Origin of the sequence: Antarctobacter sediminis (assembly GCF_019218285.1) — a bacterium.
Lineage (GTDB): Bacteria > Pseudomonadota > Alphaproteobacteria > Rhodobacterales > Rhodobacteraceae > Antarctobacter > Antarctobacter sediminis.
The window spans coordinates 871,262-896,458 of the sequence record NZ_JAHUZG010000001.1; the positions used below are offsets into that span (position 1 = coordinate 871,262).

Genomic DNA, 25,197 nt, shown 5'->3' on the forward strand with positions numbered 1-25,197 from the left:
CCGCGCGCCGCAAGGCGCTCCTTCAGGTCAGAGCCTCAGGCCCGGCCCAGAACCAGAACCGCGTTCAACCCGCCAAAGGCAAAGGCGTTCGACAGAACCACGTCCACCTCAGCCTCGCGCGCCTCGTTGGGCACCACGTCCAGCGCGCATTCGGGGTCCGGCTCCTCATAGCCGATGGTCGGCGCGATCACCCCGTCCTTCAGCGCCATCAGGCAGGCAAGCAGTTCCACCGCGCCGGTGCCCCCGATCAGGTGGCCGTGCATCGATTTGGTGGATGAAATCATCAGGTTGTCTGCATGGGTGCCAAAGACATCCGCCACCGCGGCGCATTCAGTCTTGTCGTTGGCCGCCGTCCCGGTGCCATGCGCATTGATATAGCCGACCCGGTCCCGCGCCACTCCGGCATCCTTCAGCGCCCCCGAGATCGCCCGCGCCGCGCCCTGTTTGGACGGCATGACAATATCCGCCGCGTCCGAACTCATGGCAAAACCCAGCACTTCACCCAGAATCTCGGCGCCGCGCGCCTTGGCGTGTTCGTATTCCTCGAAAACGAAGATCCCCGCACCTTCGCCCTGCACCATGCCGTTGCGGGTGGCGGAAAACGGGCGGCACGCGTCCTTGGACATGACCCGCAACCCTTCCCATGCCTTGATCCCGCCAAAGCACAACATGGATTCCGAGCCGCCGGTGATCATCGCCGTGCACATGCCGGCACGGATCATCTGGAACGCCTGCCCCATCGCGTGGTTGGAACTGGCGCAGGCCGTCGCCACGGTGAACGATGGCCCGCGCAGGTTGAATTCCATCGACACATGGCTTGTGGCCGCATTGTTCATCAGCTTGGGCACGACGAATGGGTGAACCCGGTTCTTGCCTTCCTCGTAGACGGCCCGGTAATTTTCGTCCTGCGTCGTCAGACCGCCCCCCGAGGTGCCCAGCACCACGCCCGACCGATCCGCCAGCTCTCCGCTGAAATCCAGCCCGGATTGTGCCATGGCCTGCCGGGCCGCCAACAGCGTGAACTGCGTGAACCGGTCATACAGGGCCAGTTGCTGCCGGTTAAAGACGCTTTCGGGCTCGAACCCCTTGACCTGGCCGCCGATGCGGATGGCCAGACGTTCGACATCGCGAAACTCCAGCTCGGAAATCCCGCAACGGCCCTCGCGCATCGCCTCCAGCGTCGTGGGCACGTCCTGACCCAGCGCGTTGATCGTGCCCGCGCCGGTGATGACGACGCGCTTCACGATTTCTGCTCGGCAATCAGCTTTTCGATGCCTTCGACGATCTTCGCCACCGAAGAAATGTCGAAATCGGATTCCGACGGATCGTTGGCGTTGAAGGGAACGGAGATGTCGAAACGTTCCTCGATGGCAAAGATCGCCTCCACCAGTCCCAGCGAGTCGATCCCCAGGTCCTCGGGTGTGCTTTCCATCGTCACGTCCGAAACATCGAGCATTGCCTGCTCTGCGATGATCTCAACCACCTGTTCCTTGACGGTCATGCCCTTTGCCCCGCGCTTGTCCAGAATTGTCGGACACTTAGTCATTTCCCATCAGCTTTGAAACCGATTTCTTCAGGTCTGCGACGTCGCGGAACAGCCGTGGCAGGCGACGCAGGCCCTTGTAGGCCTCAACGTGCTGTTCCATCTTCATCGCCGGATAGCCCAGCATGACCCGGCCGGCCGGCACGTTGGTCAGTACGATGGTGGCCCCGCCAAGGATCGCGCGGTCGCCGATACGCAGGTTATCGGACACGCCAACCTTGCCGCCCAGCACCACGTTGTCGCCCACAACGGTCGACCCTGCCATGCCGACATGACCGCATAGCAGGCAATCACGCCCGATCACCACGTTATGGCCAATCTGAACGAGGTTGTCGATTTTGGTGCCATCCCCGATGCGGGTATCGCGGATCGTGCCCCGGTCGATTGTCGACCCGGCGCCGACCTCGACATCGTCACCGATGGTAACCGACCCAAGGCTGGCGATACGGGCCCAGGACTGGGCGCTGTCATTGCCTTCTTCGCCCAGCGAGGCACGCGCTTTTTCAACGCCGGACAGTTCCGGCGTGACAAAAGAAAATCCGTCGCCCCCGATGATGGCGCCCGGTTGCCCGATAAAGCGTTGACCGATGACCACCCCGGCCATGATCCGCACGCCGGAATGCAGGATCGCATCCTCGCCGATCACTGTGTCACGCCCGACATAACACTGGGGCCCGATCACCGAGCCAGCACCGATGCGCGCCCCGGCCTCGATCACCGTGAAAGGACCGACGCTGACGCCTTCGCCCAGTTCGGCCGACCCATCCACCGCAGATTGCGGGTGCACGCCAACAGGATAGCCTTGCCCCGGATCCATCATGCCCGTCAGGCCGGACATGGCAAAACGTGGCCGTTCCGCCATCAGCGCCGCCTCCAGCCCAAGCGCGCGCCAGTCGGTGCCGGCAGGCACCAGCGCAGCACGCGCCTGACCTTCGCCCAGAGCGTCGAGGAATTCGGGCTTGGCGGCCAGCGCAAGCTGGTCCGGACCGGCGTCGGCCGGTTCGGCCAACCCGGTGACGGACAATGAAACAGCGCCCTCGGCAGTCATGCCAAGGGCGCGCGCGATCTCTTCGATGGTGTAAGTCATGGGATCTCCCGGACTTGGCAAGGCTTTGTCCGGGAGAGGTTTAGCTGCGCCCGACGCGCAGGGCCACCCCCTCATTGGACAAGGCCCGCCACAGCAGCTCATCCCGGCCATAGACATCATTGCGATAGTTCATCTGGCCTTTCGCCTTGGTAAAGGCGGTGCGGTAGATCAGGTGCACCGGCACCGGCTCTTCCAGCGGGATCCGGGTGTTTTCACCCGAACGGTGGATCCGTTTGAAATAGGCCTCGGCGTCATCGACCTGTTTGCTGAGCAGTTCGTAAGCGAACTCATGCGGGTCATCCAGACGAATACAACCATGGCTGAAGGTCCGCACCTCTCGCTTGAACAGGTGCTGCGACGGCGTGTCGTGCAGATAGATGTTGTACTTGTTCGGAAACAGGAACTTGACCGATCCCAGCGCATTGCTCGGCCCCGGACGCTGCCGCATGGTAAAGGGGAAACTGCCTGAATTGGCATAGGCGGCGGCCGTCTCGCGGCTGACGACGCGGCCGCGGTAGTCGACGATTTCCAGGTGGCCCGCCGCATAGGGATTGGACCGGATGGCGGGCAGGTATTCGCCTCGGATGATCGACTGCGGAATGAACCAATACGGGTTGATGACCACCAGTTCCATCACGTCGGAAAATTCAGGCGTGCGGCGATCGCGTCCCTGCGCCCCGATCACGGAACGGGTTTCAAAGGTCAGCTTGTCGTCGTCGATGATCTGGGCATGGAAATCCACCAGATTGACAAGGATGTGCCGCTTGCCGCGCCCGTCAGGCAGGTTCAGCCAGCGCTCGCGCTCCATCGCGACCATGATCGACTTCAGCCGCTCTTCGGGGCCGACGTTGATGGCGCGCAACGTGCCGCTCCCGGCGATACCGTCCGCCTCGATGGCGTGGTCTTCCTGAAACTCGCGTACCGCGGCCTCCATCTCGGCATCATAGGTCATGCTGAGCGACGGCTTCATGTAGCCCATGGCCGTCAGACGGTTGCGAAGCGCCACAACCGCGTTGCCGCTGTTGCCCGGGCGCAAGCTTCCGCCCGGAACGGTCGGCCCCCATCCGCCGTGGTTGATCTTGTGTTCCAACCGCAGCTTTGCCCGCATCAGGCGGGTATATTCAGGGCTGCTGGGTACAAGGCTAAGAAAGACCGCGCGCGGATCTTCCTGTGTCAGCCGTGTCAGCAGCATATCCGGGTCGCGACGCGGTAGGTCGCGCTTGATGCCTTCGACGATCTTGCCGGGCTCGAGGATGCCGGATTGCAGATCATTGGCGAACTGGATGAAGGTACGGGTCAGTTCGATCTCAAGCAATCCGCGTGACCGGCCGTCGGTAGCCTGGCTCAGACGTCGCATCAGCCGTTCGGGGTCATAACGTCCGGAGGGCAGACCGTGGTCATCGGCCAGCGAAAAGGCCTCCATCAGGGCAAGCCGGCGTGCTCGATCTTCTTCTCCGGCACCGGTCCAGATCGGCGCGAAATCCCGAGCACGGTAGAAAGCGCCGATCCGGTCGTCATCGGCGATATTCTCGGCGACCGCCTGTTTGTAGGCCGTCACCTTGAGCGTCAGACCATCCTCGGCGGCAAGCGGCAGCGCCGCACCCAGCCAGAGAGCCCCTGCCGCCACCGCGGCGCGGACGACTGTTCTTGCTTCGCTTCGGTACATGCTCAAATCCTTCATCGACCAACTATCCCCGAAAACACATTGCCGACAGGGCCATAGACCTGTCTATTCACAAATCCGCCAAGAGTCGACATTCCGGCGCAATGGCCTCGCCGTGACCGAAATGTGTCACACCTGCGCAAACTGGCCACAGTTTGAGAAGGGTGGGCAAAATCCCGCCAATTCCCCCTTGATCATTATAAATCGTCATAAATCGCCCTTTTTAGGCCACACGATTCGTGTCATATACCTATTGGCATCTGGGGATAGATGGCAGGTGGCGCACAACGATGCGCCCAGAATCAGGTAACACGGCGACCACGGGACAGGCGGTCATCATGACAGAGACAAACAGCGGCGGGATGACCCGTCGGGCACTTCTTGGCGCGTTCGCGGCGACAGCGGTTGCAGCGGCTCCGACCTACTCAAACGCAGCTGGCTTTCTGCGCGGCGCAGGCGACATCCGGCGCATCCGCATGCATTCCGGCCGCACGGGCGAACGGGTCGATATGATCTATTGGATCGAGGGCGAATACCTCGCCGACGCGATCAAAGAGATCAACTATTTCATGCGCGACTGGCGCAACAACCAGATCAAGTCGATCGACACACGGACGATCGACATCATGGCAGCGGCGCACAACCTGCTGGATGTGTCTGAACCTTACATGCTGATTTCCGGCTATCGCAGCCCTGCAACCAACGCGATGCTTCGGTCACGCTCTTCCGGCGTTGCCAAGAATTCGCGTCACCTGGTGGGCCAGGCGGCGGACCTTCGTCTGTCCTCGCGGTCGGTCAGCCAGATGTACAGCGCGGCCAAGGCCTGTAATGCAGGCGGCGTCGGTCGCTACACCCGGTCCAACTTTGTTCACATGGACTGCGGTCCGGTGCGTTCCTGGGGCAGCTAAGCCTTTTCTCCCCCAAACCTCCGTTCTCTGTTTCCCCTACCACGGGCGTCCCTTCGCGGGGCGCCTTTTGTTTTTCGCCGATCCGGCTGTTTGACGGTAGTCAGGTATTCCCTACGCGCCCCGTTCGAACCTGCGATCTGAAAAACAAACGCGCCGCGCCCGGAGAGGTTCCGGGCACGGGCGCATTTTTTTCTTTCGGAGTGAAAGTGGCGCGGTTGACGGGGCTCGAACCCGCGACCCCCGGCGTGACAGGCCGGTACTCTAACCAACTGAGCTACAACCGCGCTTTCGCGTCGGGCCTAGGCGTTTCGGGGCAGTGTTGGCGCGGTTGACGGGGCTCGAACCCGCGACCCCCGGCGTGACAGGCCGGTACTCTAACCAACTGAGCTACAACCGCTTGACTGCCGCCGTGACCGCTTGGCCGTGGCGTGGGGTGCGTTCTATGCTCAGCCCCCTGCCCCGTCAAGCGGTTTCGGACAGGAAAATTGCCCATTTTTTCGATTACCCGAGAGAATCTAAAGTGGCGCATTGGTCACGGGTTCACCACCGAGTCGCGGGCAAATGTCAATTGCCCTTGCGATTCCACATTCCCGCCGGCTTTTCTTGGCAGGTCTGCACGCCCAAGCCTAGCCAAGGTTATATCATGTCTGAATTTTCTCGCCGGGCGTTTCTGTCCGCCGGCACAGCGTCTGTTGCCTTTTTCCGCCCCGACAACCTTTGGGCGGCCCCCGACATCGCTTTGCCGCAGGATGTTATCAAACAGGATCCGGTCACGGTCACGGCCGTGAACACCTCATCCCCAGTTGTCGCTATGACATTTGATGACGGGCCGCATCCGACCCTGACTCCGCTGCTACTTGATATCCTCAAGGCCCGCGATCTGCGCGCCACTTTTTATCTTATTGGTCGTAGAGTGGTAACCTGGCCTGATATTGTCAAGCGTATTGCCGACGAAGGTCACGAGATCGGCAACCACAGTTGGTCCCACCCCAACCTGGCCGGCCATTCCAACACCAGCGTGCTCAGTCAGATCGACCGGACCTCAGACGCGATCTTCAAGGTCACAGGCCGACCGCCGGTAACTTTCCGCCCGCCCTACGGCGCTTTTACACAGCGTCAGCGCGTCATGCTGCACAATCAGCGCAAATTGCCGACGATTCTCTGGTCGGTGGATCCGCAGGATTGGCGGCGCCCCGGTTCCAGCGTCATCGCCAGCCGCATCCTGTCACACTCGCGCCCCGGGGCGATCATCCTGACGCATGACATCCAGCACGGCACCGTGCGGGCCATGCCCCGGACACTGGACGGGCTGACGGAACGCGGAATCAAGCTGGGCACAATGAGCCAGATGATGGGTTGGCCCCTCTGGCAAAGCCGCAATTTCGTGCGCACCGCTGCAGCCGGCTAAACGGCTGCCCCTTCGGGCTGCATCCGGGCCGAGATCGACTCGATCTCTGCCGCCAGCAGGATCAGTTGCGTCACCGGAGCGCCCTCGGCGTGGCGGGTCATCACATAGGCCGCATGTTCGACCATGGCCGCCGCGGTACGCAGCATTTCCGGAACGGCATCACCTTGGGTGCAGTTGCGGACGTCCTCGACCATTCCAAGGAATTTTTCCGTCTCCCGTGAGGTCTGCGGCATCTGTGTCTGGGCTGGATACATCATCTGTTGCTCGTAAGTAGGCGGGCCAGAGGCACAAGCCCGCCTTGATCCCGGTTTCGACAACTATGACACGAATTCTCGTCGTTCATATTGCGAATTACAGGAAATTTTCACGGTATCCTTGCTAAACGATCGGCTCATTTCTCCGGGAGCGGGATAAACTCCCTGTCGTCGCCCGGCGGCAACTGGAAACGTCCCGCTTGCCAGTCACCTTGGCGCCATGCTTCCTTGGCTTCTTCGATCCGCTCACGCGAGGACGCGACGAAGTTCCACCAGATATAGCGGTTGCCTTCCAGCGTTTCGCCGCCCAGCAACATGACCCGCGCCCCGGTTTCGCCCGCCTTCAGAGACACCCGGTCACCGGGACGAAAGACCATCATCTGACCCGCCTCATAGCGCGTTCCTGCCACCTCGACGGCACCTTCCACGATATAAACACCACGGTCCTCGTGTTCGTCGGGCATGGGAATCGCCGCGCCCGCTTCGAGGACGGCATCCGCATAGAACATTTCGGATGGTGTCTTGACCGGTGCCCGTTCGCCCCAGCCGTTGCCAAGGATCAGGCGCAACCTCTTGCCCTCGCCCTCCAACTCGGGGAGCGCGTCCTTGCCAGCGTGAATGAACTCGGCAGGTTTGTCCTCCTGATCCTTTGGCAAGGCGACCCAGGTCTGAATGCCGAAGAACGGCATCGGTTCGGTCTGGGTCTGGTCGTCCGTGCGTTCGGAATGGGTGATCCCATGTCCGGCCACCATCCAGTTGACTGCGCCCGGTTCGATCCATTGATCGGTGCCAAGGCTGTCACGATGGTGCATCCGTCCCCGGTAGAGATAGCTGATCGTGGCAAGACCGATGTGCGGATGCGGGCGCACGTCCAACCCGCGCGTTGGCAGGAATTCGGCCGGACCCATCTGGTCGAAAAAGATGAAGGGGCCAACCATCTGTCGGCGCGGGGCCGGCAGGGCCCGGCGGACCTCGAACCCGCCCAGATCACGGGCGCGGGGAACGATAACGGTTTCGATACTGTCGACCTCGTCGCCAATGGGGCAATGCGGGTCGATGGCGGGGTTCCAACTCATGGCGCTGACTCCTTTGCGTTTACCCGAAGTTAGCCCATCATATCGCGCACACAACGCCCCAAAATTCATATACTATGTGCATTTTTGTAAGACCCAGTAACGTTCGCACTTCCACCTCTTGCACAAAACTTCAGCACCGGCGACAGTGAGCCATTGTCTCCTCCCTACTGCTCTCCGTCCGGATTGTTGCATTGATAAAAGCGCTTACCCCCTATTGGCGGCGTCAGAAATGACCGCCAACCCCCAACAAACACTGACGTTCTTCGATGTGCTCGGCGGACGTTTCACACTGACCCCCGAGGAGCTGGTGGCGCTGATGCGGCACCGGACGACACTGACCTATCTTACCGTGGTCTACGTATTGTTGCTGGTCACGGATTCGCCACGGCTTTGGGGGGCCGTTCCCGTTCCGATCGTCCTGATCCTGTGGCTGGTGATCATGGTGGTCTTTCACGCCGCGGTCTGGGTCGTGGTGCTGACGATCAAGGCACTACAGGCGCGGTTCGGCGAGCGGATCTGGCCCGGTCCCGTAATCGTCCTGTGCTCGCTGACACCGGCGGTGGCCGCCGGGCAGGCCATTGCCTATCTGGGATCCGGCGGCACGGTCTGGTTTCAGTTCATTCCCGATTTCCTGATGTACTGGATCATCGCCGAACTTTTTGGCCTCATCTATTTCCGCTACGTCCGCGCCCATGTGGACGGCGCCGCGCCTCCGCCTGCCCCGGCGGCGCAGGAACGCAGTGTCGTCATCGGCGCCGAACCTGTGCCCCTGTCCCGGGTGCGCCACATCGAAGCCCGCGAGCACCATGTTCACGTGACGCTGGACAACCAGAGCCTGACACAACGCGCCCGACTGGGCGACATCATCGCCCAAACCGGCCCCGATGACGGGTTTCAGCCGCACCGGTCTTGGTGGGTCTCCGCGGCTTCGGTTGCGAACCTTGTTCAGGTCGGGGCAAAGCATGTCCTGCATCTTGAGGATGGCACCCATGTCCCCGTTGCCCGGTCGCGGCTGGACGAGGTCAGGTACTGGCTGGACCGCCACCGCTAAGCGACGCGGGTCTTGTTGCTGTCATGCGGCCTTGTTAGGGCTGGAATCGCTCTGAAGGAGGGCCGCATGGACGACAGTGAGGAAATGAACCCCGACACCATCCGATTTGGCTGGGAGGAATGGGTTGCCTTGCCCGATCTCGGTTTGCCCGCGTTGCGGGCCAAGGTCGACACCGGCGCGCGCACTTCGGCGCTGCACGCCTTTGACATCGAAACCTTTGGCCCCGCCTCGGCGCCAAAGGTCCGGTTCACCGTGCACCCGGTGCCCGGGCGCGAAGATCTGGTGATTCCCTGTTCCGCCCGCATCATTGACCGGCGCACCGTGACCTCGTCGAACGGCGAATCCGAATCCCGTTATGTCATCGCTTCGACCATGCGCGTGGGCGAGGAAAGCTGGCGGATCGAACTGACATTGACTGACCGCTCCAATATGGCGTCGCGCATGTTGCTGGGCCGCGAGGCTCTGAAGGATCATATCACCATCGTGGCCACCGACCGTTTCCAGCAGCCGAAACTCAGTTATGATGTCTATACGACCGCCCGCGTGCGTCAGGCGGCGCCCAACCGTGCCTTGCGTATCGCGGTCCTCAGCCGCGAGGACAACTACTCGACCCGCCGGTTGGTCGAGGAAGGCGAGGCGCGCGGCCACACTGTCGAGGTCATCGATACCACGCGCTGTTATATGGCGATCAACGCGCTTTCCCCCGAGGTGCATTATGATGGCAAGCGACTGCCCCGATATGACGCTGTGATCCCGCGCATCGGGGCCAGCGTGACATCTTATGGCACCGCCGTCATTCGCCAGTTCGAAACAATCGGCACCTTCTGCGTGAATGGCTCTGAAGGGATCACTGCCTCACGCGACAAGTTGCACGCACACCAGTTGATGGCGCGCCACAAGATCGGCATGCCGAACACCGCCTTTGCCGCCTCGCCCAAGGACACGCAATCGCTGATGCGGCTGGTGGGCACCGCGCCGCTGATCGTGAAGCTGCTGGAATCGACGCAAGGCAAGGGCGTGGTGCTGGCAGAAACCAAAAAGGCCGCCGAATCCGTGATCGACGCCTTCCGGGGGCTCAAGGCAAATTTCCTTGTTCAGGATTTCGTCAAAGAGGCCGCGGGCGAAGATATCCGCTGTCTCATCGTGGGCGGCAAGGTGGTCGCGGCCATGAAACGGACGGGCGCGGAGGGGGATTTCCGGTCGAACCTGCACCGCGGCGGGCAGGCCACAGTGGTGCGGATCTCGAAGGAAGAACGCGAAACCGCGCTGCGTGCGGCCAAGGCGTTCCGGTTGAACCTTGCCGGGGTGGATCTTTTGCGGTCCGAAGCCGGGCCCAAGGTGCTGGAGGTCAATTCCAGCCCCGGTCTTGAAGGGATTGAAACCGCGACCAAAAAGAATGTGGCCGAAAAGCTGTATGAACATATCGAGTCGAAGGTCCGCCCGGTTCCGGTGCGGTCGCGCCGCAGCATGCCGGACGAATAGGCCGCCGATCCGGGCCAAGCTGGACGGCACCGGGCCGGGTTTCTCCCGGCCCAATCGCCCAAACCGGGCTGACGTCGCGGCCCGCCGTCCGCATGGGCCGGGCCGCGGGTCTTTACCTGACAATCCCGCTCGCCTATATCCCCCTGTGAACAGCGAAGCCCCGAAGGATTGAGATGACCGAGCCTACGCCGCAGATGGAAGGCGCCCCCCTGATCGCCCCGTCGAGCACCGATCACCCGCTCTACGACACCGTGGTCGAGGCCTGCCGGACGGTCTTTGACCCCGAGATCCCGGTCAATATCTACGACCTCGGACTGGTCTACACGATCGAGATCAACGACCAGAGCGAAGTGCGCATCATCATGACGCTGACCGCACCGGGCTGCCCGGTGGCGGGCGAAATGCCCGGCTGGGTCGCCGAAGCGGTGGAACCGCTGCCGGGCGTCAAGCAGGTGGACGTCGACCTCACATGGGAGCCGCCCTGGGGTATGGAAATGATGTCCGACGAAGCAAGGCTGGAGCTCGGCTTCATGTAATTTCCGCGCCCGGACAGTTCATCCTGTCACCGGGCGCCGAAAACAGGTATCGCATGGGCATCTATTGATTGATGCCATGCGAACACCACCCGTTTCCCCTCCCCGCCTGATCACGCTTGTCCTCATGACCGTGCTGGGCATTGTTTCGGTTAACATGTTCCTGCCTTCGCTGGCGAACATGGCCGAAAGCTTCTCGATCTCCTACGCCACCGCCAGCCTGTCGATCTCGGTTTTCATGCTGATCACGGCGGGCCTTCAACTGGTGATTGGACCGCTGTCTGACCTCTATGGACGCCGGCCCGTGTTGCTGTGGTCCTTGGCGATTTTCACCTGTGCGTCGCTGGGGACGGCTCTTGCCCCGGATTTCACCAGTTTCATGGTCTTTCGCCTGGCGCAAACGGCGGTGATCGCGGGCAACGTGCTGTCCCGCGCCATCGTCCGCGATACCTCGCCCCCACAAGAAGCCACCCGCCGGCTGGCGACCATCGGCATGGCCATCGCGCTTGGCCCGATGGTGGCACCGGTGCTGGGCGGGATGCTGGACCAGTTTCTTGGCTGGCGCGCCACCTTGTGGAGCTTCACGGCTCTGGGCGCGGCGCTTCTTGGCCTGTGCTGGCTGGACGTGGGTGAAACCAACACCAACCGGGGTCGCGGGTTTGCCGCGCATTTCCGGGCCTACCCGGCCCTTCTGACCGACCTGAGGTTCTGGTCCTATACGTTTTCCATCGGTCTGGGCATCGGCATCTTCTTTGCCTTTCTGGCCGGCACCCCGATCCTTGGCAGCCGCCATTTCGACCTCACCTCCAGCGCCATCGGCGCGCTGATCGGTTTGCCACCCATCGGTTTTGTCTGCGGATCTTATGTCTCGCGCCGGATCGGAGCCCATGTGGCCCCGGCCCATATGGTGCTGGCGGGGCGGCTTGTCTCGGTGTTCGGACTGGGAGCGGCCCTGCTCTTGTGGATCTTCGGACCCGGCGCGGCATGGAGCTTTTTTCTGCTGATGCCCGTCATTGGCCTGGCCAATGGGCTTAGCACGCCTGCGGGCATGTCCGGTGCAATGTCCGTGCGACCAGACCTTTCCGGCAGCGCCGCAGGCCTGTCCGGGGCGGTCATGGTGGGATGTGGCGCGGCCATGACAACCGTTTCCGGCGCGCTATTGGAGGCCTCTGCCGATCCGATGCGCCTGCTTTGGCTGCTTTGGGGGCTGGCCCTGCTGTCGGTGCTGGCCGCCCTGCCCGCCCTCCGCCCGGAACGCACGGTCGCGACCCCGCTCTGAGACGTTCACGGATGCTCCACCGCCCCTTGTTCCCGCTTGGCGGATACCTTACCTTTGCACTCTGAAAAGGAGTGCCAAATGTTCGCCATTCCCGGCAAATCGCCCGTGACCCTCACCCCGTCCGCGGTGCAACAGATCCGCAAACTGATGGACCGCGACGGCCGCTTCGGCCTCAAGATCGGCGTCAAGAAAGGCGGCTGCGCGGGCATGGAATACACCATGGATTTCGTCGATACCGCCGATAGCAACGACGAGGTCGTCGAACAGGATGGCGCACGGGTGCTGATCGCGCCCATGGCGCAAATGTTCCTGTTCGGCACGGAAATCGACCACGAAACCTCGCTTCTGGAATCGGGGTTCAAGTTCCGCAACCCGAACGTGGCAGATGCCTGCGGCTGCGGCGAGTCGATCAAGTTCAAGGATGTCGAGGAACTCAGCGCCGAACGGGACGCCCAGGCGTGAGCGTCTCTGCCGAAGAGATCGCCTTTGCGCGCGATCTCTTCTCGGGGCTTGGGGCGATTTCTACCCGCCGCATGATGGGCGGGCTGTGCCTGTATCACGAAGGCACGATCTTTGCGATCCTTCACCCCGAAGGCGGGATCTATCTCAAGGGCGCCGGGGCCTTCATCGACCGGCTTGAATCCATGGGTTGCACCCGCTGGACCTATACCCGCAAGACCGGCCAAAGCGCCGCCATGCCCTATTGGACCCTTCCCGGCAGCGCGCTTGACGATCCCGAAGAGGCCGTCGACCTGGCGCGTGAGGCTTTGCGCCACCTTTGAACCCAAACCTGACGCACCGGTGGGCAGGGCGAAGCGCGGGCCTGTCAGGACATGCAAGAGCGCCGGCCCCGTCCCGCCTCAGCCGGTTTTCAGGTGGACGTAGGTTTCATTGAACCGCTTTTGCAGGTGCTCGCCCGCTGTCACCACCCGACCGGACCCGATGGGCGCGACGTTGGTGTCGTAGTCGGGGTTAAAGAACAGTGGCACGGAAATCCGTTCTTCCGCCGATCCCCGCACGCGGTGCAACGTTGCCTTGACCCGCCCGCCGGTCCAGATCTCCAGCATCTCGCCAAAATTGATAATGAACTCTCCGGGATCTGCCCGCACCGGCACCCAGTTGTCCTCTGGCGTCAGCACCTCCAGCCCCGGCACCCCATCCGTGCCCAAAAGAGTCAGACAGCCGTAATCCGTATGCGCGGCAATGCCAAAATCCTTTTCTCCGGCCCAGTCGGGACGCGGCGGATAGTAATTGCCCCGCAACAGGGCCATGGGCCGCGCAAATTTGTCATCGAAGAACCGGGGATCCTCGCCAATCGCCTCGGCGATGCCGCGCAGGATGTCCGTCGCGACCTCCATGGCGTCCCGGTAGTAGGCTTCGATCACCTGCCGAAATCCCTCAGGCCGGTCGGGCCACAGGTTCTCGGCATAAACCGAAAGCCCGCTGTCCGGGACCGCAAAGCCGCAATCAAAGACTTGTTTGTAGTCGGGGTTCGCCTCTGGATCGACCTGTTCGCTCTGCGGAGCGCCCCAGCCCCGGTTCGATCCCGTGGCCGCCATATCCACCCGGCGTTTCACGGTTTCCGGCAGATCGAAAAAGGCCCGGTAAGCGGCCAGCACGAACCGCATCCGCGCCGGTGTGATCGCCGTGCCATAGACCGTCAAAAAGCCGCTTTCCATCGCGCCCGCACGCAGTGCGGCGAGCGTTTCCGGCGCGCGGGCCGCGATTTTCCGGGCATCCAGTCTGGGGATCATCCGCTGTCTCCTTTTGCCATCCCGATTGTCATGACGTCGCGCGCATCGCAAGCGGGCTTGACGCCGCGGTGCCCCCGGTGACACTGACCCCATAAAAATGGGAGACGCGCATGCGACGCAAACTGGCCGCGGGCAACTGGAAAATGAACGGAACACGGGCCGCGCTGGCCGAACTGGCCGCCATGGCCGGGGCGGCAGAGGGCGCAGCCGAGGTGCTGATCTGCCCGCCTGCCCCCTTGATCGGCTCCGCGGCCGAGGCCGCCAAGGGCATCGCCATCGGCGGACAGGATTGCCACGCCGCGCCCTCGGGCGCGCATACCGGCGATGTCTCTGCGCCGATGCTGGCCGATGCGGGTGCCAGCTATGTCATTCTCGGGCATTCCGAACGCCGCGCCGATCACGGCGAGGATGACGCGCTGATCCGCGAAAAAGCCCGCGCGGCGTGGGATTCCAACCTGACCGCCGTGGTCTGTGTCGGCGAAACGCTGGACCAGCGCGAGGCGCATAACACGCTGGACATCATCGGCGGCCAATTGGCCGGGTCCATTCCCGACGGGGCCACCGCGCACCGTCTGGTTGTGGCCTATGAACCGGTCTGGGCCATCGGCACCGGCAAGGTCCCGACGATGGACCAGATTGCCGAGGTGCATGACTTCATCCGCGCGCGGCTGGAACGCCGTTTTGGCGCGGGTGTCGGACGGTCGACCCGGCTGCTGTATGGCGGATCGGTCAAACCCTCGAACGCGGCCGAGATCTTTGCCGTTCCCAATGTGGACGGTGCGTTGGTCGGAGGGGCCAGCCTCAAGGCCGCGGATTTTGTCCCGATCATCGACGCGCTGAACGCCGCCCCCATGGAGGCATGACGCGCAGGCGATTTGGCTTCTCTCCTTCCGAAACGAAAAAGGGCCGGTTTCCCGGCCCTTTTTCTTATTGTCCAGCGCGCGCTTCGCAGAAGGCGGCCTCGAGCTGGTTGGTGGGCGGTGCCCCCTCGCAGTTGATCTGCGGCCCCATCACGGCATCCGGCAACACCGTCGAGATGACCGGGATGTAAGTCACCATGATCAGGAAGACAAAGAGCACGGCAAGGAAGGGCAGCGCCGCCTTGACGACCCGCATCATCGGCATCCCCGCCACACCGGAGGTCACGAAGAGGTTCAGACCGACGGGCGGCGTGATCATGCCGATTTCCATGTTCACCACCATGATGATGCCAAGGTGGATCGGGTCGATGCCCAGCTCCAGCGCGATCGGAAAGACCAGCGGCGCCACGATCACCAGCAGGCCCGAAGGCTCCATGAACTGGCCGCCAATCAGCAGGATCACGTTGACGATGATCAGGAAGGTGATCGGGCCAAAGCCAGCGTCCAGCATCGCAGAAGCGATCTGTTGCGGGATCTGCTCATCGGTCAGCACATGCTTGAGGATCAACGCGTTGGCGATGATGAACATCAACGTGACCGTCAGCTTGCCTGCCTCGAACAGCGTGTCCTTGGTGTCGCGGTGGAAAAAGGCGGTGATCAGGGCGATGGGTTTGCGGATCAGCGGGATATTCGGTCCGCCGTCCTTGCTCGCCAGCGGCCCCATGTCACGATAGACGAAACAGGCGATGATGAAGGCATAGACCGCCGCCACCGCTGCCGCTTCGGTCGGGGTAAAGATACCGCCGTAGATGCCGCCAAGGATGATGACGATCAGCAGAAGGCCCCAAAGCGCCTCTCCGCCGGCTTCGGCCACTTCGCCCCAGCCTTTCCATTCGCCCTTGGGCAGGTCACGCATGATGGCGATGACAAGGATCGTGGCCATCAGCATGGTGCCCGCCATGAGGCCCGGGATGACGCCGGCCAGGAACATCCGCCCCACCGACACATCCGTGGCAGAGGCATAGACGACCATGACGATGGAAGGCGGGATCAGGATGCCAAGCGTGCCCGCGTTGGCGATGACGCCCGCCGCGAAGTCCTTGGAATAACCCACCTGCCGCATGCCCGCGATCACGATCGAGCCGATGGCCACCACGGTCGCTGGCGACGATCCGGAAAGCGCCGCGAACAACATGCAGGCAAAGACGCCCGCAATGGCCAGACCGCCCGGCAGATGCCCGACACAGGCGATGGAAAAGCGGATGATCCGCTGCGCCACGCCGCCTGTCGACATGAAGGACGAGGCAAGGATGAAGAAAGGGATCGCCAGCAGCGTGTAGTGCCCCGCCATCGCCTGGAAAAAGCTCTGCGCCACCGAAGACAGCGAGGTATCCGACAGGACCAGCAGGAAGACGATTGAAGAAAAGCCAAGCGAGACCGCGATCGGCACGCCGATCAGCATCAGGCCAATCACCATGGCAAAGAGAATGACAACGTCCATCGGCTCAGTCCTTGTTCAGATGGGCGACTTCGTCGACCGCGTCTTCGGCTTCGTGGCTGACGATCAGCGTCTCGTCATTTCCGCGCCAGATCCGCACAGTGGCCTGCACAAAGCGGACCAGCAGCAGCAGTGCGCCGAAGGGCAGGATGAAATAGGGAATGAAACGCGGGATCTTTTCATAGGCTTCGCCGTCATTGATCCAGGGTTCGATGAACCGCAGCCATTCCGGGATCGGGATGTCGTTGACTTCGTACCAGCTTCGGAAGGAAGTGCGCTTCATCTCTTCGAAGCCGGTCGGGAACCAACGACCCGTCGTCTGCGGCAGGTTGGCGAAATTGGCCCAGTAATCCCAGGCGCCTTTCAGCAAGAGAAAGGCATAGGCCACGCAGACCAGCGCCGCGATGATCGTCAACGCCTTGCGGACCGGGCTGGATACCACGTTGATCACCGCGTCGACGCCAAGATTGGCGGTTTTCTTGACCGCATAGCTGATCCCGAACAACACCAGCCAGGCAAAGAGGAACGAAGTTGCCTCCAGCCCCCAGATCAGGCCGCCGGGCAGGTCCACGCCCAGCACGCCTTCCAACCAGCGCCCGAACTGGCTGTTCACGCCATAGCGCAGGACCACGTTGATGAAGGTGATGATCGTCATGGCGCCCAGAAGCAGCGCGATCACCGTTTCTTCCAGATCGTCGATGAAACGTCCGAACATCCCGTTCGGTGGGTTATGTGATGACATGGTCCCCCTCCTTGCCCCGCATTCGGGTACAAAAAACCCGGCCCCCATAGGATCACAGGGGCCGGGCAGTTCGCTTTTCAGCGTTTACATGCTGCTGTTGATAGCCTGTGCAGCATCGATGTTATCCTGGCCGACGTCCTTGACGAACTCTTCCCAGACCGGCTTCATCGCGGCCACCCATGCGGCACGCTGTTCGGCGGTCAGTTCGCGGACCACGCCACCGGCCGCGATCACGGCCTGCTTGGCTTCCTGGTTCACACGATAGCTTTCACCGTTCCGGGTTGCGGTGACTTCGGCGATGATGGTGCCCAGCTGGTCACGCACGTCTTCCGGCAGACCTTCCCACCAGTCCACGTTGGTCACGACAAGGTAGTCGATCACACCATGGTTGGTTTCGGTAATGCCGTCCTGAACTTCAAAGAACTTCTGGCCATAGATGTTGGACCATGTGTTTTCCTGACCGTCCACAACGCCGGTTTGCAGCGCGCCGTAAACTTCGGAAAAGGCCATCGGCTGCGGCGAACCACCCAGAGCCGCCATCTGTGCCTTGAGCACTTCCGAGTTCTGCACGCGGAATTTAAGCCCGTTTGCATCGCCCGGATCAAGCAGCGGCTTGTTGGCCGACATCTGCTTCATGCCGTTGTGCCAGAAAGCAAGGCCCAGCAGGCCGCGGCGGGTCATGGATTCCTTCATCTTCTGGCCGGTGTCGGAGGCCTGGAAAGCATCAACCGCGTTGATGTCCTTGAACATGAACGGCAGGTCGAAGATGCGGAACTGCTTGGTGAACTGCTCGAACTTCGACAGCGAGGGCGCGGCCAGCTGGACGTCGCCTTGCAGCATCGCTTCCAGAACCTGGTCGTCGTTATACAGCGTCGAATTCGGGAAAACCTCCATGCAGGCCTTGCCGTCCATCTCGGCGTTCACACGCTCGGCCAGCAGGCTGGCGGCGATGCCCTTGGGGTGGCGGTCGGTGTTGGTGACGTGGCTGAACTTGATGACGATCTCGCCATCGTCGCAAGCCGCCTGGGCGGTGGTCGCGGCGCCGGTCATCACCACGGCGGCCGCGGCCGCGCTCATCAGGAACTTCTTCATGGGTATCCTCCCAGATACATACTTGTTTTCGCGGCGCCCCTCCTCGGGTGCCGGATGCGGAAAGAAAGCCGTGACGTTCGAATCGGATCAAGCGCGCAAAAGAGACAAGGCGCGGAATCAGCTTTTTTCTTTTACTTTATGGGTCTTAATCGCGATCACTGCCATTTTCCGTCCACGCCGGCGATCGGGACGGTGCGATTCTCCGCACAGCCGTTTCCGCTGACAGTGCGGAAATCCGCACAGTTTCGTGGTTGGCTGCGAATCCCCTCGCGCAAAGGTGAACAGCTCGATTCGCCGGTTCAGACGCGAAAGGTTTCTGGCTTCAGTCCGTATTTCGCCAGCTTGTCGTAAAAGGTCTTGCGCGGCAGTTTCAGCGCCTCGGCGGCCACGCGGGCTTGCCCTTCCGCTTTGCGCAGCGCCTCGATCAAGAGCGAGCGTTCAACCTGCGCCATCCGTTCGGCCAGCCCAAGAGTCCCTTCGGGGGCTGCCACGTCGCCCAGCCCCAGCACGAAACGCATGGCCGCGCTCATCAATGCGCGGGCATTGCCCGGCCAATCCTGCGCCATGAGCCCTGAGATCACCTCTTCGGTGATCTCAGGCGGGGTCAGCCCGGATTGTTCGGCCGCCTGCGCTACGTAATGCCGGAACAGCACCGGAATATCCTCCGGTCGCTCTGCCAAGGCCGGAATCCGCACTTGGCACACTTCCAGCCGGTAATAGAGATCGGTCAGCATTTCGCCACGTTCGGTCGCCGCAGCCAGATCCTGCGTGCTGCCGCCGATCAGCACCGCGCCGCCCTGTTCCATCAGGTCGATCAGCGCCAGTTGCGTGTCGAGGCTCAGTGCCCCGATCCCGTCAAGAAACAGCGACCCACCCGCGCAACCATGCCAGAGGCTTTGCAGTTCTTCCCGGCCCAATCCAGCAGCAGCGCGTTTCTGCAACGGCCCTTTGGCGCGAGGCGAGGCAAGGTGGATCACCTCGGCAATCTTGGGAATCCCGGTGCCCGGCGCGCCTGTGACCAAGGCTTCGGTCCCTGCGCGGGCGGCGACCCGAACCCGCGCCCGGAGCCGTTCTGCGGCAGGCGAAATCCCAAAGATCAACCGCGCCGCCGGGTCTCCGGCTTCCAGTTGCTGTTTCAAACGCCGGTTTTCCAATACAAGCCCGCGCGTCTTCAGCGCACGTGCCACCACAGCGGTGAAATCGGCGGGACTGCATGGTTTTTCCAGAAAGTCGAACGCCCCTTGCGACATGGCCCGCACGGCCATGGGGATGTCGCCCTCACCGGTCAGCAGGATCACCGGCAATTCCGGGTCCTGCTGGCGGGCATAGTCCAGCAGGTGAAATCCATCGCGCCCCGGCATCCGGATGTCGGACACGATCACCCCGTCGAAATTGGGCCGGATGTGATCCTTTGCCTCGACAAAGGACCCGGCGGTCAGCGCGTCGAAATCCGCAAGGTCAAGCGATTGCCCCAATGCCTCGCGAACCGCCGCATCGTCATCCACCAAAAGGACCCGCGTCACATCCATTCGCTACCTCCAAAGGGACGGTGGGTGGGGCGCCGTTCCGGCCAGAGGCCGGGACCAGCGTCACCCATCGTCCTCACGCGGCAAGTTCCGCACGCCAGTAATCCAGTTCAACCGAGAACAGCGCCCCGGTTTCCGTATTCGTCCCCCGGATCCGTCCGCCAAAACTCTGCACCAGACCGTAGGAAATCGACAGGCCCAGCCCCATGCCATCACCCACCTGCTTTGTCGAATAAAACGGTTCAAAGACCTTTTCGGGGTCCGCAATCCCGGGCCCGCTGTCCTGAACCTGCACCACAAGACGGTCCTGCCGCAGGATCGAGATTTCGATCTCGCGCTGATCCTGCCCGGCCATCGCGTCCGCCGCGTTGTTGATGAGATTGACAAAGACCTGCCCCAACCGCACCTCGCCCCCCGTGACCCAGACCGGATCGGGCCATAGTGCCGTGTCCCAGCGCAGAGTGACGCCATCTGCGGCAAGCCGTGCCTCGGTCAGTTCCACCGCCGAATTCAGCACCGCCACCACGTCGACCTTGCCCATGGGTTCGGCTTCGTTGCGGGCAAAGGCGCGCAGGTTCTTGATGATCCGCGCCGCCCGCGACGCCAGCCCGGCGATCCGGTCAAGATTGGCCGCCGCCTTGTCTGTTCGCCCCTTGTCCAGAAACGCCGCGCCGTTTTCGGCAAACTGGCGAATGGCCATCAACGGCTGGTTCAACTCGTGGCTGATCCCGGCGGACATCTGGCCCAGGGCACTCAGCTTGCCCGCCTCAACCAGATCGGCCTGCGCCTGACGCAACGCGGCTTCGGCTTCTTCCCGCTCGGTCACCTCGTGCCGCAGGGCTGTATTGGCCTCTTCCAAGGCCCGCGTCCGGGCCTTGACCCGCCCTTCCAGCCGGGCGTTTGCCTGCGCCAGAGCCCGCCGCCGCACCGTGGCCAGAAACAAGAGCGACCCGAAGAAGAGGCACAGGACCCCCACGACGGCTGTCTGCAACCATGCAAGGCGGCGGGCCGGGGCCACGTCCACCAAGGCCTCGCCGGTCATGCCGATGACCGGAAGCGGCTGTTCAAGGTGCAGGGCCGCGCGCGGCACGTAGGGGCTCAGCCCCTGCCGCCACAGTTCGAACCCGCCCACATGGCGGATCTTCAGCGGTGCGCGGGTGCCGTCCGGTCCGATCAGGGTTTCGTTATTGCGTTGCCAGAACAGCAATTCTGACCGGTTGGTGACAAAGATCTGGTTCAGCGCATCGGTGAAAAAGACCGACGGTCGCGAACCGCTCCATTCCCGTTCCAGCGCCTCGACATCGGCGACCAGCACCAGCACGCCGCGCACCTTGCCATCCGGGCCAAAGGCCGGTGCCGCATGGAAATAGGCACGGCGCGCCTCGCCCCGGCTGATCCCGCGATCCGCACCAAGCGCCCCGTTCACCGCTCGCAGGAACCACCGTTGCGAGGTCAGGTCGATCCGCACGTCCTCGTGCGACGAGGCCAACACCCGCCCCTCACGATCCGCATAAAGCGCGGTCAGCGCCCCGGTTCGGTCGACGTTGCGCAGAAGCATCGCATCCGCCGCCTCGCGCGCACCGCCGGTATGCAGCGACTCGATCACCGGATGATCCGCCAGAACCACCGCCAGCGAACGGTAACGCTGCAACCCTGTCACCAGTCGGTCCGCCGCCAAAGCAAGATCGGACCGGCCTCGCGCCTCGACCTGCCGCAGCGCCTCGGCAAAGCTGGTCGTCCAGACGATCCAGCCCAGCCCCGCGACCGCGGCCAGGTACAGCCCGACAATCGGGGCACGAGAGGATGGCTTTTCACTCATGACGCGTGATCATAGCCGCCCCTTGCCACCACTGCCAAGACGGGCAAGCATCGCGCCATGCAGCGTTTTTCCCAAGATCCGACCGCACCGGGATTCGTTCAGAACCCTTACCCTTTTTATGAACGCCTGCGCGCGGCGGGTGATTTGGCATGGTGGGAGGACTATGGCCTGCCCTGTGCCGTGTCGCACCGCGCGGTCAGCGCGCTGTTGCGGGATCGCCGTTTCGGGCGCGAGGTGCCGCCGGAACTGGCCCCGGAGATCCCGGCACACCTTGCGCCCTTCTACGCGGTTGAGTCGCATTCCATGCTGGAACTGGAACCGCCCCGCCACACGCGCCTGCGCGGACTGGTTCTGAGGGCCTTCACCTCGCGACGGATCAAAGCGCTTGGGCCAGAGATCGCGAACCTGACGCATGACCTGATCGACCATTTGCCCGCGGGCGAAACCGACCTTCTGACGGGTCTCTGCCAGCCTTTGCCGGTGATCGTGATTTGCCGCCTGCTGGGCGTTCCCGAAGGCCACGCCGACCAGTTGCTGGCATGGTCCAACGCCATGGTCGCCATGTATCAGGCCCGTCGCAACCACGCCATCGAAGAGGCCGCCGCCCGCGCGGCGCAGGAATTCGCGGACTACCTTGCGCGCTACATCGACAGTCGCCGCAAGACGCCCGCCGACGACCTCATCACGCATCTGATTGCCGCCGAGGAAGAGGGGCAGAAACTGTCGACTGACGAGTTGATCACCACCTGCATCCTTCTGTTGAATGCCGGGCATGAGGCCACGGTTCACACGATGGGAAATGGCATCAAGACCCTGCTGGAAACCGGCCAGAGGGTCAGCGCCGACAGTGCGGACCGCGCGGTCGAGGAAATCCTGCGACACGACCCGCCGCTGCATATGTTCACGCGCTATGCCTATGAAGAGATGGAGCTTTTCGGGCACCGTTTTCGGCGTGGCGATCAGGTGGCCCTGCTGTTGGCGGCGGCGAACCGCGACCCCGAGGTCTGGGCCGATCCCGCGCGGTTCGATCCGGCCCGTCCGATTGCCGCCAACACCAGTTTCGGCGCGGGGCTGCATTTTTGCGTCGGCGCGCCATTGGCACGGCTGGAATTGCAGATCGCGTTGCCGATCCTGTTCGAACGACTCCCCAACCTCCGCCTGAAACAGTCGCCACATTACGCCAATCTCTACCACTTTCACGGGCTGGAGGCGCTCCGCGTGGGCTACTGATCCCGGCCCGCCTTGCGTGGCGGAACGGGGTGGGCGGGTGGGCGTTTCGCCACGCAAGGCGCGGCGCTACAACGGCAGCTCGGTGGTCGCCTTGATCTCTTCCATCGACAAAAGCGCAGTAACGTTGTGCACCTTCACCTCTGAAATCAGCGCCTGATAAAACACGTCATAGGCGCGGGCGTTCCTGACCCGGACCTTCAGGATGTAATCGATGTCCCCGGCCAGCCTGTGTGCCTCTTGCACCTCGGGCCGGTCGCGCAGGGCTTTCAGGAACTTCGCCTGCCAGTCGGCCTCATGTTCCGATGTCCGGATCAGCACGAAAAACGTCGCCTCGAACCCCAGCTTCTCGGCATCCAGAACGACGGTCTGCTGGCCAAGAACACCGCCCTCGCGCAGCTTGCGAATCCGGTTCCAGACCGGCGTCTTGGATGACCCCACCTTGCGCGCGATTTCGTCCAGCGACTGGCCTGCATCCCGTTGCAGTTCCGCAAGGATTTTCCGATCCGTGTCGTCGATTTTCACCTTCGTTCTCCTTTGCGGTGCAGCGTGGAACATCTCTCCTCACTGGCTCCAAGATTAGAACATACGTTCTTAATTTTCCAGCCCCATAGGCAATAGGCGGGATAATTTCCTATTATTAGGGTCAGACGCAAGGAGCTTCGACGTGCAGCACTTTCCGATCTTTCTCGATCTCGCGGATCAGCGGGTGGTCCTGTCCGGCGGCGGTGCCGCCGCGCTGGCGAAACTGCGCCTGCTGATGAAGACCGAGGCCCGCATCACGGTCTTCGCGCCCGCGCCCGACAGCCAGATCATCGCATGGGCCGCCACCGGCGCGCTGACGCTGGAACCCCGCGCCCTGGCCAAGGGCGACGTTCTGGGCACGGCGCTGTTCTATGCCGCCGATGAGGATGCCACGGAGGATGCCCGCACCGCTGGCATCGCCCGCGCCGAAGGTGCGCTGGTCAACGTGGTGGACAATCTTCAGGACAGCCAGTTCATCACCCCCGCCATCGTCGACCGCGACCCGGTGACCGTGGCCATCGGCACCGAGGGTGCGGCCCCGGTGCTGGCTCGTGCCATCAAGGCCGATCTGGAAGAACGCCTGCCCGCCACGCTGGGCACGCTGGCCCGCATCGGCAAGGGTTTTCGCAAGATGGTCGAGTCCCTGCCCTTTGGCCGCGCCCGCCGCGATTTCTGGCAGGACTATTACTTCAATGCCGGGCCGCGTGCCATTACCCATGGAACCGAGGCTGTCGATCAGGCGCTGGACGACCTGCTGGCGCGGCACATGGCGCGGCGCGAACGGCCCGGGCACATCTCGTTTGTCGGTGCCGGTCCCGGCGATCCGGATCTGCTGACGCTCAAGGCGCGCAAGGCACTGGACGCAGCGGATGTGGTGATCCACGACCGTTTGGTGCCGCAGGCGATCCTTGAACTCGCCCGCCGCGAGGCCACGATGGTCGATGTCGGCAAGACCGGCTTTGGCCCTTCGGCCAAACAGGAAGACATCAACGCGCTGATCGTCCAGCATGGACTGGAGGGCGCGCAGGTCGTGCGCCTCAAGGGCGGCGATTGTACCGTCTTCGGCCGTCTGGACGAGGAACTGGACGCCGTGCTGGAGGCAGGTCTGTCCTATGACGTGGTGCCGGGCATCACCGCTGCCTCGGCCGCCGTCGCAGGCATCGGCCAATCGCTGACCAAGCGCGGCCGCAATGCCAGCGCCCGCATCCTGACCGGCCATGACATGCAGGGTTTCGCCGATCACGACTGGCGCAGCCTGGCCCGCCCCGGCGAGGTCGCCGCCATCTACATGGCCAAACGCGCCGCGCATTTCCTACAAGGCCGGCTGCTGATGCATGGCGCCACCCCCGACACCCCCGTGACCGTGGTTGAAAATGCCTCGCGCCCCGATCAGCGGGTGCTGGGCACGACACTCGACCGCCTTTCCACCGACCTCGGCGAGGCCGGTTTCGACGGCCCTGCCCTCATGCTTTTCGGTCTCGCCCCGCGCGACGGCCTGCCCGTGACAACTTTCGACCAGGAGGCTTACCCATGGCCCGCAGCTTCACACCAAAAGTCATCACCGCAAACGCCCTCCTCGCTGGCGATGTCGTCTACCTGACGGACGACGACCGGTGGAGCCCGGATCTGCGCGAGGCCGAGCTTTTGACCGACGAGGCCCACGCACAGGTGCGCCTGGTCGAGGCCAGCGCCCGGCACTCCGAGGTGGTCGGCGTCTATCTCGCCGACATGAAACCCGGCGCAGACGGGCCTGAGCCCACGCATTTCCGCGAGGCGTTCCGCCGCACGGGCCCGTCCAACTATCTGCACGGCAAACAGGAAATCAACGCACCCCGGACTTGATCCGGGGTCTCGGACCAGAGGTCCCGGG

At 62.9% G+C, this 25,197-nt stretch carries 25 protein-coding genes and 2 tRNA genes; 12 read left to right on the forward strand and 15 right to left on the reverse strand.

Features of this window, described 5'->3' with window-relative positions; translation table 11 throughout:
- Positions 1 to 35 precede the first annotated feature (35 nt).
- From KJP30_RS04160 to KJP30_RS04175, 4 genes are read right to left on the reverse strand one after another with little or no spacing between them, the layout of a single operon-like run.
- Complete coding sequence (locus tag KJP30_RS04160; RefSeq protein ID WP_218447732.1) at positions 36 to 1,244, reverse strand: beta-ketoacyl-[acyl-carrier-protein] synthase family protein; 1,209 nt, start codon at positions 1,242 to 1,244, stop codon at positions 36 to 38.
- Positions 1,241 to 1,501 carry an acyl carrier protein gene (locus KJP30_RS04165; RefSeq protein ID WP_218448424.1) on the reverse strand — a complete coding sequence of 87 codons (261 nt, stop codon included), beginning with the start codon at positions 1,499 to 1,501 and terminating at the stop codon, positions 1,241 to 1,243. Before KJP30_RS04165 ends, KJP30_RS04160 begins: the two co-directional genes overlap by 4 nt.
- Positions 1,502 to 1,538: 37 nt before the next feature.
- Positions 1,539 to 2,630 (reverse strand): UDP-3-O-(3-hydroxymyristoyl)glucosamine N-acyltransferase, encoded by a 1,092-nt coding sequence (lpxD, locus tag KJP30_RS04170; protein WP_218447733.1) that lies wholly within the window; start codon positions 2,628 to 2,630, stop codon positions 1,539 to 1,541.
- A 40-nt stretch (positions 2,631 to 2,670) separates the two neighbouring features.
- Entirely contained in the window at positions 2,671 to 4,296 is a 1,626-nt protein-coding gene (locus tag KJP30_RS04175; protein WP_218447734.1) for a L,D-transpeptidase family protein, read from the reverse strand.
- Positions 4,297 to 4,631: 335 nt separating this feature from the next.
- Here KJP30_RS04175 and mepK point away from each other — a divergent pair, with 335 nt between their 5' ends.
- On the forward strand, positions 4,632 to 5,201 hold the full coding sequence (gene mepK / locus KJP30_RS04180; RefSeq protein ID WP_218447735.1) for a peptidoglycan L,D-endopeptidase MepK: 570 nt from the start codon (positions 4,632 to 4,634) through the stop codon (positions 5,199 to 5,201).
- A 207-nt stretch (positions 5,202 to 5,408) separates the two neighbouring features.
- On the opposite strand, the gene KJP30_RS04185 is transcribed toward mepK, so the two are convergent.
- Together KJP30_RS04185 and KJP30_RS04190 are read right to left on the reverse strand one after the other, a co-directional pair.
- A tRNA-Asp gene (locus tag KJP30_RS04185) sits at positions 5,409 to 5,485 on the reverse strand.
- A 36-nt stretch (positions 5,486 to 5,521) separates the two neighbouring features.
- Positions 5,522 to 5,598: transfer RNA gene (locus KJP30_RS04190), tRNA-Asp, on the reverse strand.
- Between the two features lie 45 nt (positions 5,599 to 5,643).
- Here KJP30_RS04190 and KJP30_RS04195 point away from each other — a divergent pair.
- On the forward strand, positions 5,644 to 6,609 hold the full coding sequence (locus KJP30_RS04195) for a polysaccharide deacetylase family protein (RefSeq protein ID WP_218447736.1): 966 nt from the start codon (positions 5,644 to 5,646) through the stop codon (positions 6,607 to 6,609).
- Here the strand turns inward: KJP30_RS04195 and KJP30_RS04200 are convergent.
- Entirely contained in the window at positions 6,606 to 6,803 is a 198-nt protein-coding gene (locus tag KJP30_RS04200; protein WP_218447737.1) for a hypothetical protein, read from the reverse strand. The two genes, KJP30_RS04195 and KJP30_RS04200, sit on opposite strands and share 4 nt — an antisense overlap.
- Before the next feature lie 197 nt (positions 6,804 to 7,000).
- Entirely contained in the window at positions 7,001 to 7,939 is a 939-nt protein-coding gene (locus KJP30_RS04205; protein WP_218447738.1) for a pirin family protein, read from the reverse strand.
- 229 nt (positions 7,940 to 8,168) lie between these two features.
- Between KJP30_RS04205 and KJP30_RS04210 the strand changes: the two genes are divergently transcribed.
- From KJP30_RS04210 to KJP30_RS04235, 6 genes are all read left to right on the forward strand, one after another.
- Positions 8,169 to 8,990, forward strand: coding sequence for a LytTR family DNA-binding domain-containing protein (locus KJP30_RS04210; protein WP_218447739.1), 822 nt, complete (start codon positions 8,169 to 8,171; stop codon positions 8,988 to 8,990).
- 66 nt (positions 8,991 to 9,056) lie between these two features.
- On the forward strand, positions 9,057 to 10,472 hold the full coding sequence (rimK, locus tag KJP30_RS04215; RefSeq protein ID WP_218447740.1) for a 30S ribosomal protein S6--L-glutamate ligase: 1,416 nt from the start codon (positions 9,057 to 9,059) through the stop codon (positions 10,470 to 10,472).
- 173 nt (positions 10,473 to 10,645) lie between these two features.
- Positions 10,646 to 11,008, forward strand: a complete 363-nt coding sequence (locus tag KJP30_RS04220) for an SUF system Fe-S cluster assembly protein (protein WP_218447741.1) — start codon at positions 10,646 to 10,648, stop codon at positions 11,006 to 11,008.
- 124 nt (positions 11,009 to 11,132) lie between these two features.
- Positions 11,133 to 12,284: a multidrug effflux MFS transporter gene (locus KJP30_RS04225; RefSeq protein WP_218447742.1), complete on the forward strand. Its 1,152-nt coding sequence runs from the start codon at positions 11,133 to 11,135 to the stop codon at positions 12,282 to 12,284.
- 78 nt (positions 12,285 to 12,362) lie between these two features.
- Positions 12,363 to 12,746 carry a HesB/IscA family protein gene (locus KJP30_RS04230; protein ID WP_218447743.1) on the forward strand — a complete coding sequence of 128 codons (384 nt, stop codon included), beginning with the start codon at positions 12,363 to 12,365 and terminating at the stop codon, positions 12,744 to 12,746.
- The gene (locus KJP30_RS04235) at positions 12,743 to 13,066 is read left to right on the forward strand and encodes a TfoX/Sxy family protein (protein ID WP_218447744.1); all 324 of its coding nucleotides are present in this window, start codon (positions 12,743 to 12,745) and stop codon (positions 13,064 to 13,066) included. Before KJP30_RS04230 ends, KJP30_RS04235 begins: the two co-directional genes overlap by 4 nt.
- 78 nt (positions 13,067 to 13,144) lie before the next feature.
- Here KJP30_RS04235 and KJP30_RS04240 read toward each other — a convergent pair whose 3' ends face one another.
- The gene (locus tag KJP30_RS04240) at positions 13,145 to 14,038 is read right to left on the reverse strand and encodes an isopenicillin N synthase family dioxygenase (RefSeq protein ID WP_218447745.1); all 894 of its coding nucleotides are present in this window, start codon (positions 14,036 to 14,038) and stop codon (positions 13,145 to 13,147) included.
- A gap of 110 nt (positions 14,039 to 14,148) precedes the next feature.
- Between KJP30_RS04240 and tpiA the strand changes: the two genes are divergently transcribed.
- Positions 14,149 to 14,901 (forward strand): triose-phosphate isomerase, encoded by a 753-nt coding sequence (gene tpiA / locus KJP30_RS04245; RefSeq protein ID WP_218447746.1) that lies wholly within the window; start codon positions 14,149 to 14,151, stop codon positions 14,899 to 14,901.
- Between the two features lie 64 nt (positions 14,902 to 14,965).
- Here tpiA and KJP30_RS04250 read toward each other — a convergent pair whose 3' ends face one another.
- The 5 genes from KJP30_RS04250 to KJP30_RS04270 form a co-directional block, all read right to left on the reverse strand.
- The gene (locus tag KJP30_RS04250; RefSeq protein ID WP_218447747.1) at positions 14,966 to 16,399 is read right to left on the reverse strand and encodes a TRAP transporter large permease; all 1,434 of its coding nucleotides are present in this window, start codon (positions 16,397 to 16,399) and stop codon (positions 14,966 to 14,968) included.
- Positions 16,400 to 16,403: 4 nt separating this feature from the next.
- Positions 16,404 to 17,138, reverse strand: a complete 735-nt coding sequence (locus KJP30_RS04255) for a TRAP transporter small permease (RefSeq protein ID WP_218447748.1) — start codon at positions 17,136 to 17,138, stop codon at positions 16,404 to 16,406.
- An 84-nt stretch (positions 17,139 to 17,222) separates the two neighbouring features.
- The gene (locus KJP30_RS04260; protein WP_218447749.1) at positions 17,223 to 18,230 is read right to left on the reverse strand and encodes a DctP family TRAP transporter solute-binding subunit; all 1,008 of its coding nucleotides are present in this window, start codon (positions 18,228 to 18,230) and stop codon (positions 17,223 to 17,225) included.
- Positions 18,231 to 18,529: 299 nt separating this feature from the next.
- Positions 18,530 to 19,759 (reverse strand): sigma-54-dependent transcriptional regulator, encoded by a 1,230-nt coding sequence (locus KJP30_RS04265; RefSeq protein ID WP_218447750.1) that lies wholly within the window; start codon positions 19,757 to 19,759, stop codon positions 18,530 to 18,532.
- Positions 19,760 to 19,832: 73 nt separating this feature from the next.
- Entirely contained in the window at positions 19,833 to 21,575 is a 1,743-nt protein-coding gene (locus KJP30_RS04270) for a sensor histidine kinase (RefSeq protein ID WP_218447751.1), read from the reverse strand.
- A gap of 57 nt (positions 21,576 to 21,632) precedes the next feature.
- Here KJP30_RS04270 and KJP30_RS04275 point away from each other — a divergent pair, with 57 nt between their 5' ends.
- Positions 21,633 to 22,805 (forward strand): cytochrome P450, encoded by a 1,173-nt coding sequence (locus KJP30_RS04275; RefSeq protein ID WP_218447752.1) that lies wholly within the window; start codon positions 21,633 to 21,635, stop codon positions 22,803 to 22,805.
- Between the two features lie 66 nt (positions 22,806 to 22,871).
- On the opposite strand, the gene KJP30_RS04280 is transcribed toward KJP30_RS04275, so the two are convergent.
- Positions 22,872 to 23,360 (reverse strand): Lrp/AsnC family transcriptional regulator, encoded by a 489-nt coding sequence (locus KJP30_RS04280; protein ID WP_218447753.1) that lies wholly within the window; start codon positions 23,358 to 23,360, stop codon positions 22,872 to 22,874.
- 109 nt (positions 23,361 to 23,469) lie between these two features.
- On the opposite strand from KJP30_RS04280, the gene cysG reads away from it, so the two are divergent.
- Positions 23,470 to 24,927 (forward strand): siroheme synthase CysG, encoded by a 1,458-nt coding sequence (gene cysG / locus KJP30_RS04285; RefSeq protein ID WP_218447754.1) that lies wholly within the window; start codon positions 23,470 to 23,472, stop codon positions 24,925 to 24,927.
- A complete protein-coding gene (locus KJP30_RS04290; RefSeq protein ID WP_218447755.1) occupies positions 24,858 to 25,169 on the forward strand; it encodes a DUF2849 domain-containing protein in 312 nt (103 codons plus the stop codon). The genes cysG and KJP30_RS04290 overlap by 70 nt, the downstream gene beginning before the upstream one ends.
- The last annotated feature ends 28 nt before the right edge of the window (positions 25,170 to 25,197 follow it).

Excerpts from the sequence above, each read along its gene's own strand:
- KJP30_RS04175 (WP_218447734.1), bottom strand. The coding sequence starts at position 4,296 with ATGTACCGAAGCGAAGCAAGAACAGTCGTCCGCGCCGCGGTGGCGGCA.
- KJP30_RS04280 (WP_218447753.1), bottom strand. The coding sequence starts at position 23,360 with ATGTTCCACGCTGCACCGCAAAGGAGAACGAAGGTGAAAATCGACGAC.
- lpxD (WP_218447733.1), bottom strand. The coding sequence starts at position 2,630 with ATGACTTACACCATCGAAGAGATCGCGCGCGCCCTTGGCATGACTGCC.
- KJP30_RS04205 (WP_218447738.1), bottom strand. The coding sequence starts at position 7,939 with ATGAGTTGGAACCCCGCCATCGACCCGCATTGCCCCATTGGCGACGAG.
- KJP30_RS04270 (WP_218447751.1), bottom strand. The coding sequence starts at position 21,575 with ATGAGTGAAAAGCCATCCTCTCGTGCCCCGATTGTCGGGCTGTACCTG.
- KJP30_RS04255 (WP_218447748.1), bottom strand. The coding sequence starts at position 17,138 with ATGTCATCACATAACCCACCGAACGGGATGTTCGGACGTTTCATCGAC.
- mepK (WP_218447735.1), top strand. The coding sequence starts at position 4,632 with ATGACAGAGACAAACAGCGGCGGGATGACCCGTCGGGCACTTCTTGGC.
- KJP30_RS04165 (WP_218448424.1), bottom strand. The coding sequence starts at position 1,501 with ATGACCGTCAAGGAACAGGTGGTTGAGATCATCGCAGAGCAGGCAATG.
- KJP30_RS04275 (WP_218447752.1), top strand. The coding sequence starts at position 21,633 with ATGCAGCGTTTTTCCCAAGATCCGACCGCACCGGGATTCGTTCAGAAC.
- KJP30_RS04230 (WP_218447743.1), top strand. The coding sequence starts at position 12,363 with ATGTTCGCCATTCCCGGCAAATCGCCCGTGACCCTCACCCCGTCCGCG.
- KJP30_RS04210 (WP_218447739.1), top strand. The coding sequence starts at position 8,169 with ATGACCGCCAACCCCCAACAAACACTGACGTTCTTCGATGTGCTCGGC.
- KJP30_RS04260 (WP_218447749.1), bottom strand. The coding sequence starts at position 18,230 with ATGAAGAAGTTCCTGATGAGCGCGGCCGCGGCCGCCGTGGTGATGACC.
- rimK (WP_218447740.1), top strand. The coding sequence starts at position 9,057 with ATGGACGACAGTGAGGAAATGAACCCCGACACCATCCGATTTGGCTGG.
- KJP30_RS04290 (WP_218447755.1), top strand. The coding sequence starts at position 24,858 with ATGGCCCGCAGCTTCACACCAAAAGTCATCACCGCAAACGCCCTCCTC.
- tpiA (WP_218447746.1), top strand. The coding sequence starts at position 14,149 with ATGCGACGCAAACTGGCCGCGGGCAACTGGAAAATGAACGGAACACGG.
- KJP30_RS04225 (WP_218447742.1), top strand. The coding sequence starts at position 11,133 with ATGACCGTGCTGGGCATTGTTTCGGTTAACATGTTCCTGCCTTCGCTG.
- KJP30_RS04200 (WP_218447737.1), bottom strand. The coding sequence starts at position 6,803 with ATGGTCGAGGACGTCCGCAACTGCACCCAAGGTGATGCCGTTCCGGAA.
- KJP30_RS04195 (WP_218447736.1), top strand. The coding sequence starts at position 5,644 with ATGCTCAGCCCCCTGCCCCGTCAAGCGGTTTCGGACAGGAAAATTGCC.
- KJP30_RS04265 (WP_218447750.1), bottom strand. The coding sequence starts at position 19,759 with ATGGATGTGACGCGGGTCCTTTTGGTGGATGACGATGCGGCGGTTCGC.
- KJP30_RS04240 (WP_218447745.1), bottom strand. The coding sequence starts at position 14,038 with ATGATCCCCAGACTGGATGCCCGGAAAATCGCGGCCCGCGCGCCGGAA.
- KJP30_RS04220 (WP_218447741.1), top strand. The coding sequence starts at position 10,646 with ATGACCGAGCCTACGCCGCAGATGGAAGGCGCCCCCCTGATCGCCCCG.
- KJP30_RS04250 (WP_218447747.1), bottom strand. The coding sequence starts at position 16,399 with ATGGACGTTGTCATTCTCTTTGCCATGGTGATTGGCCTGATGCTGATC.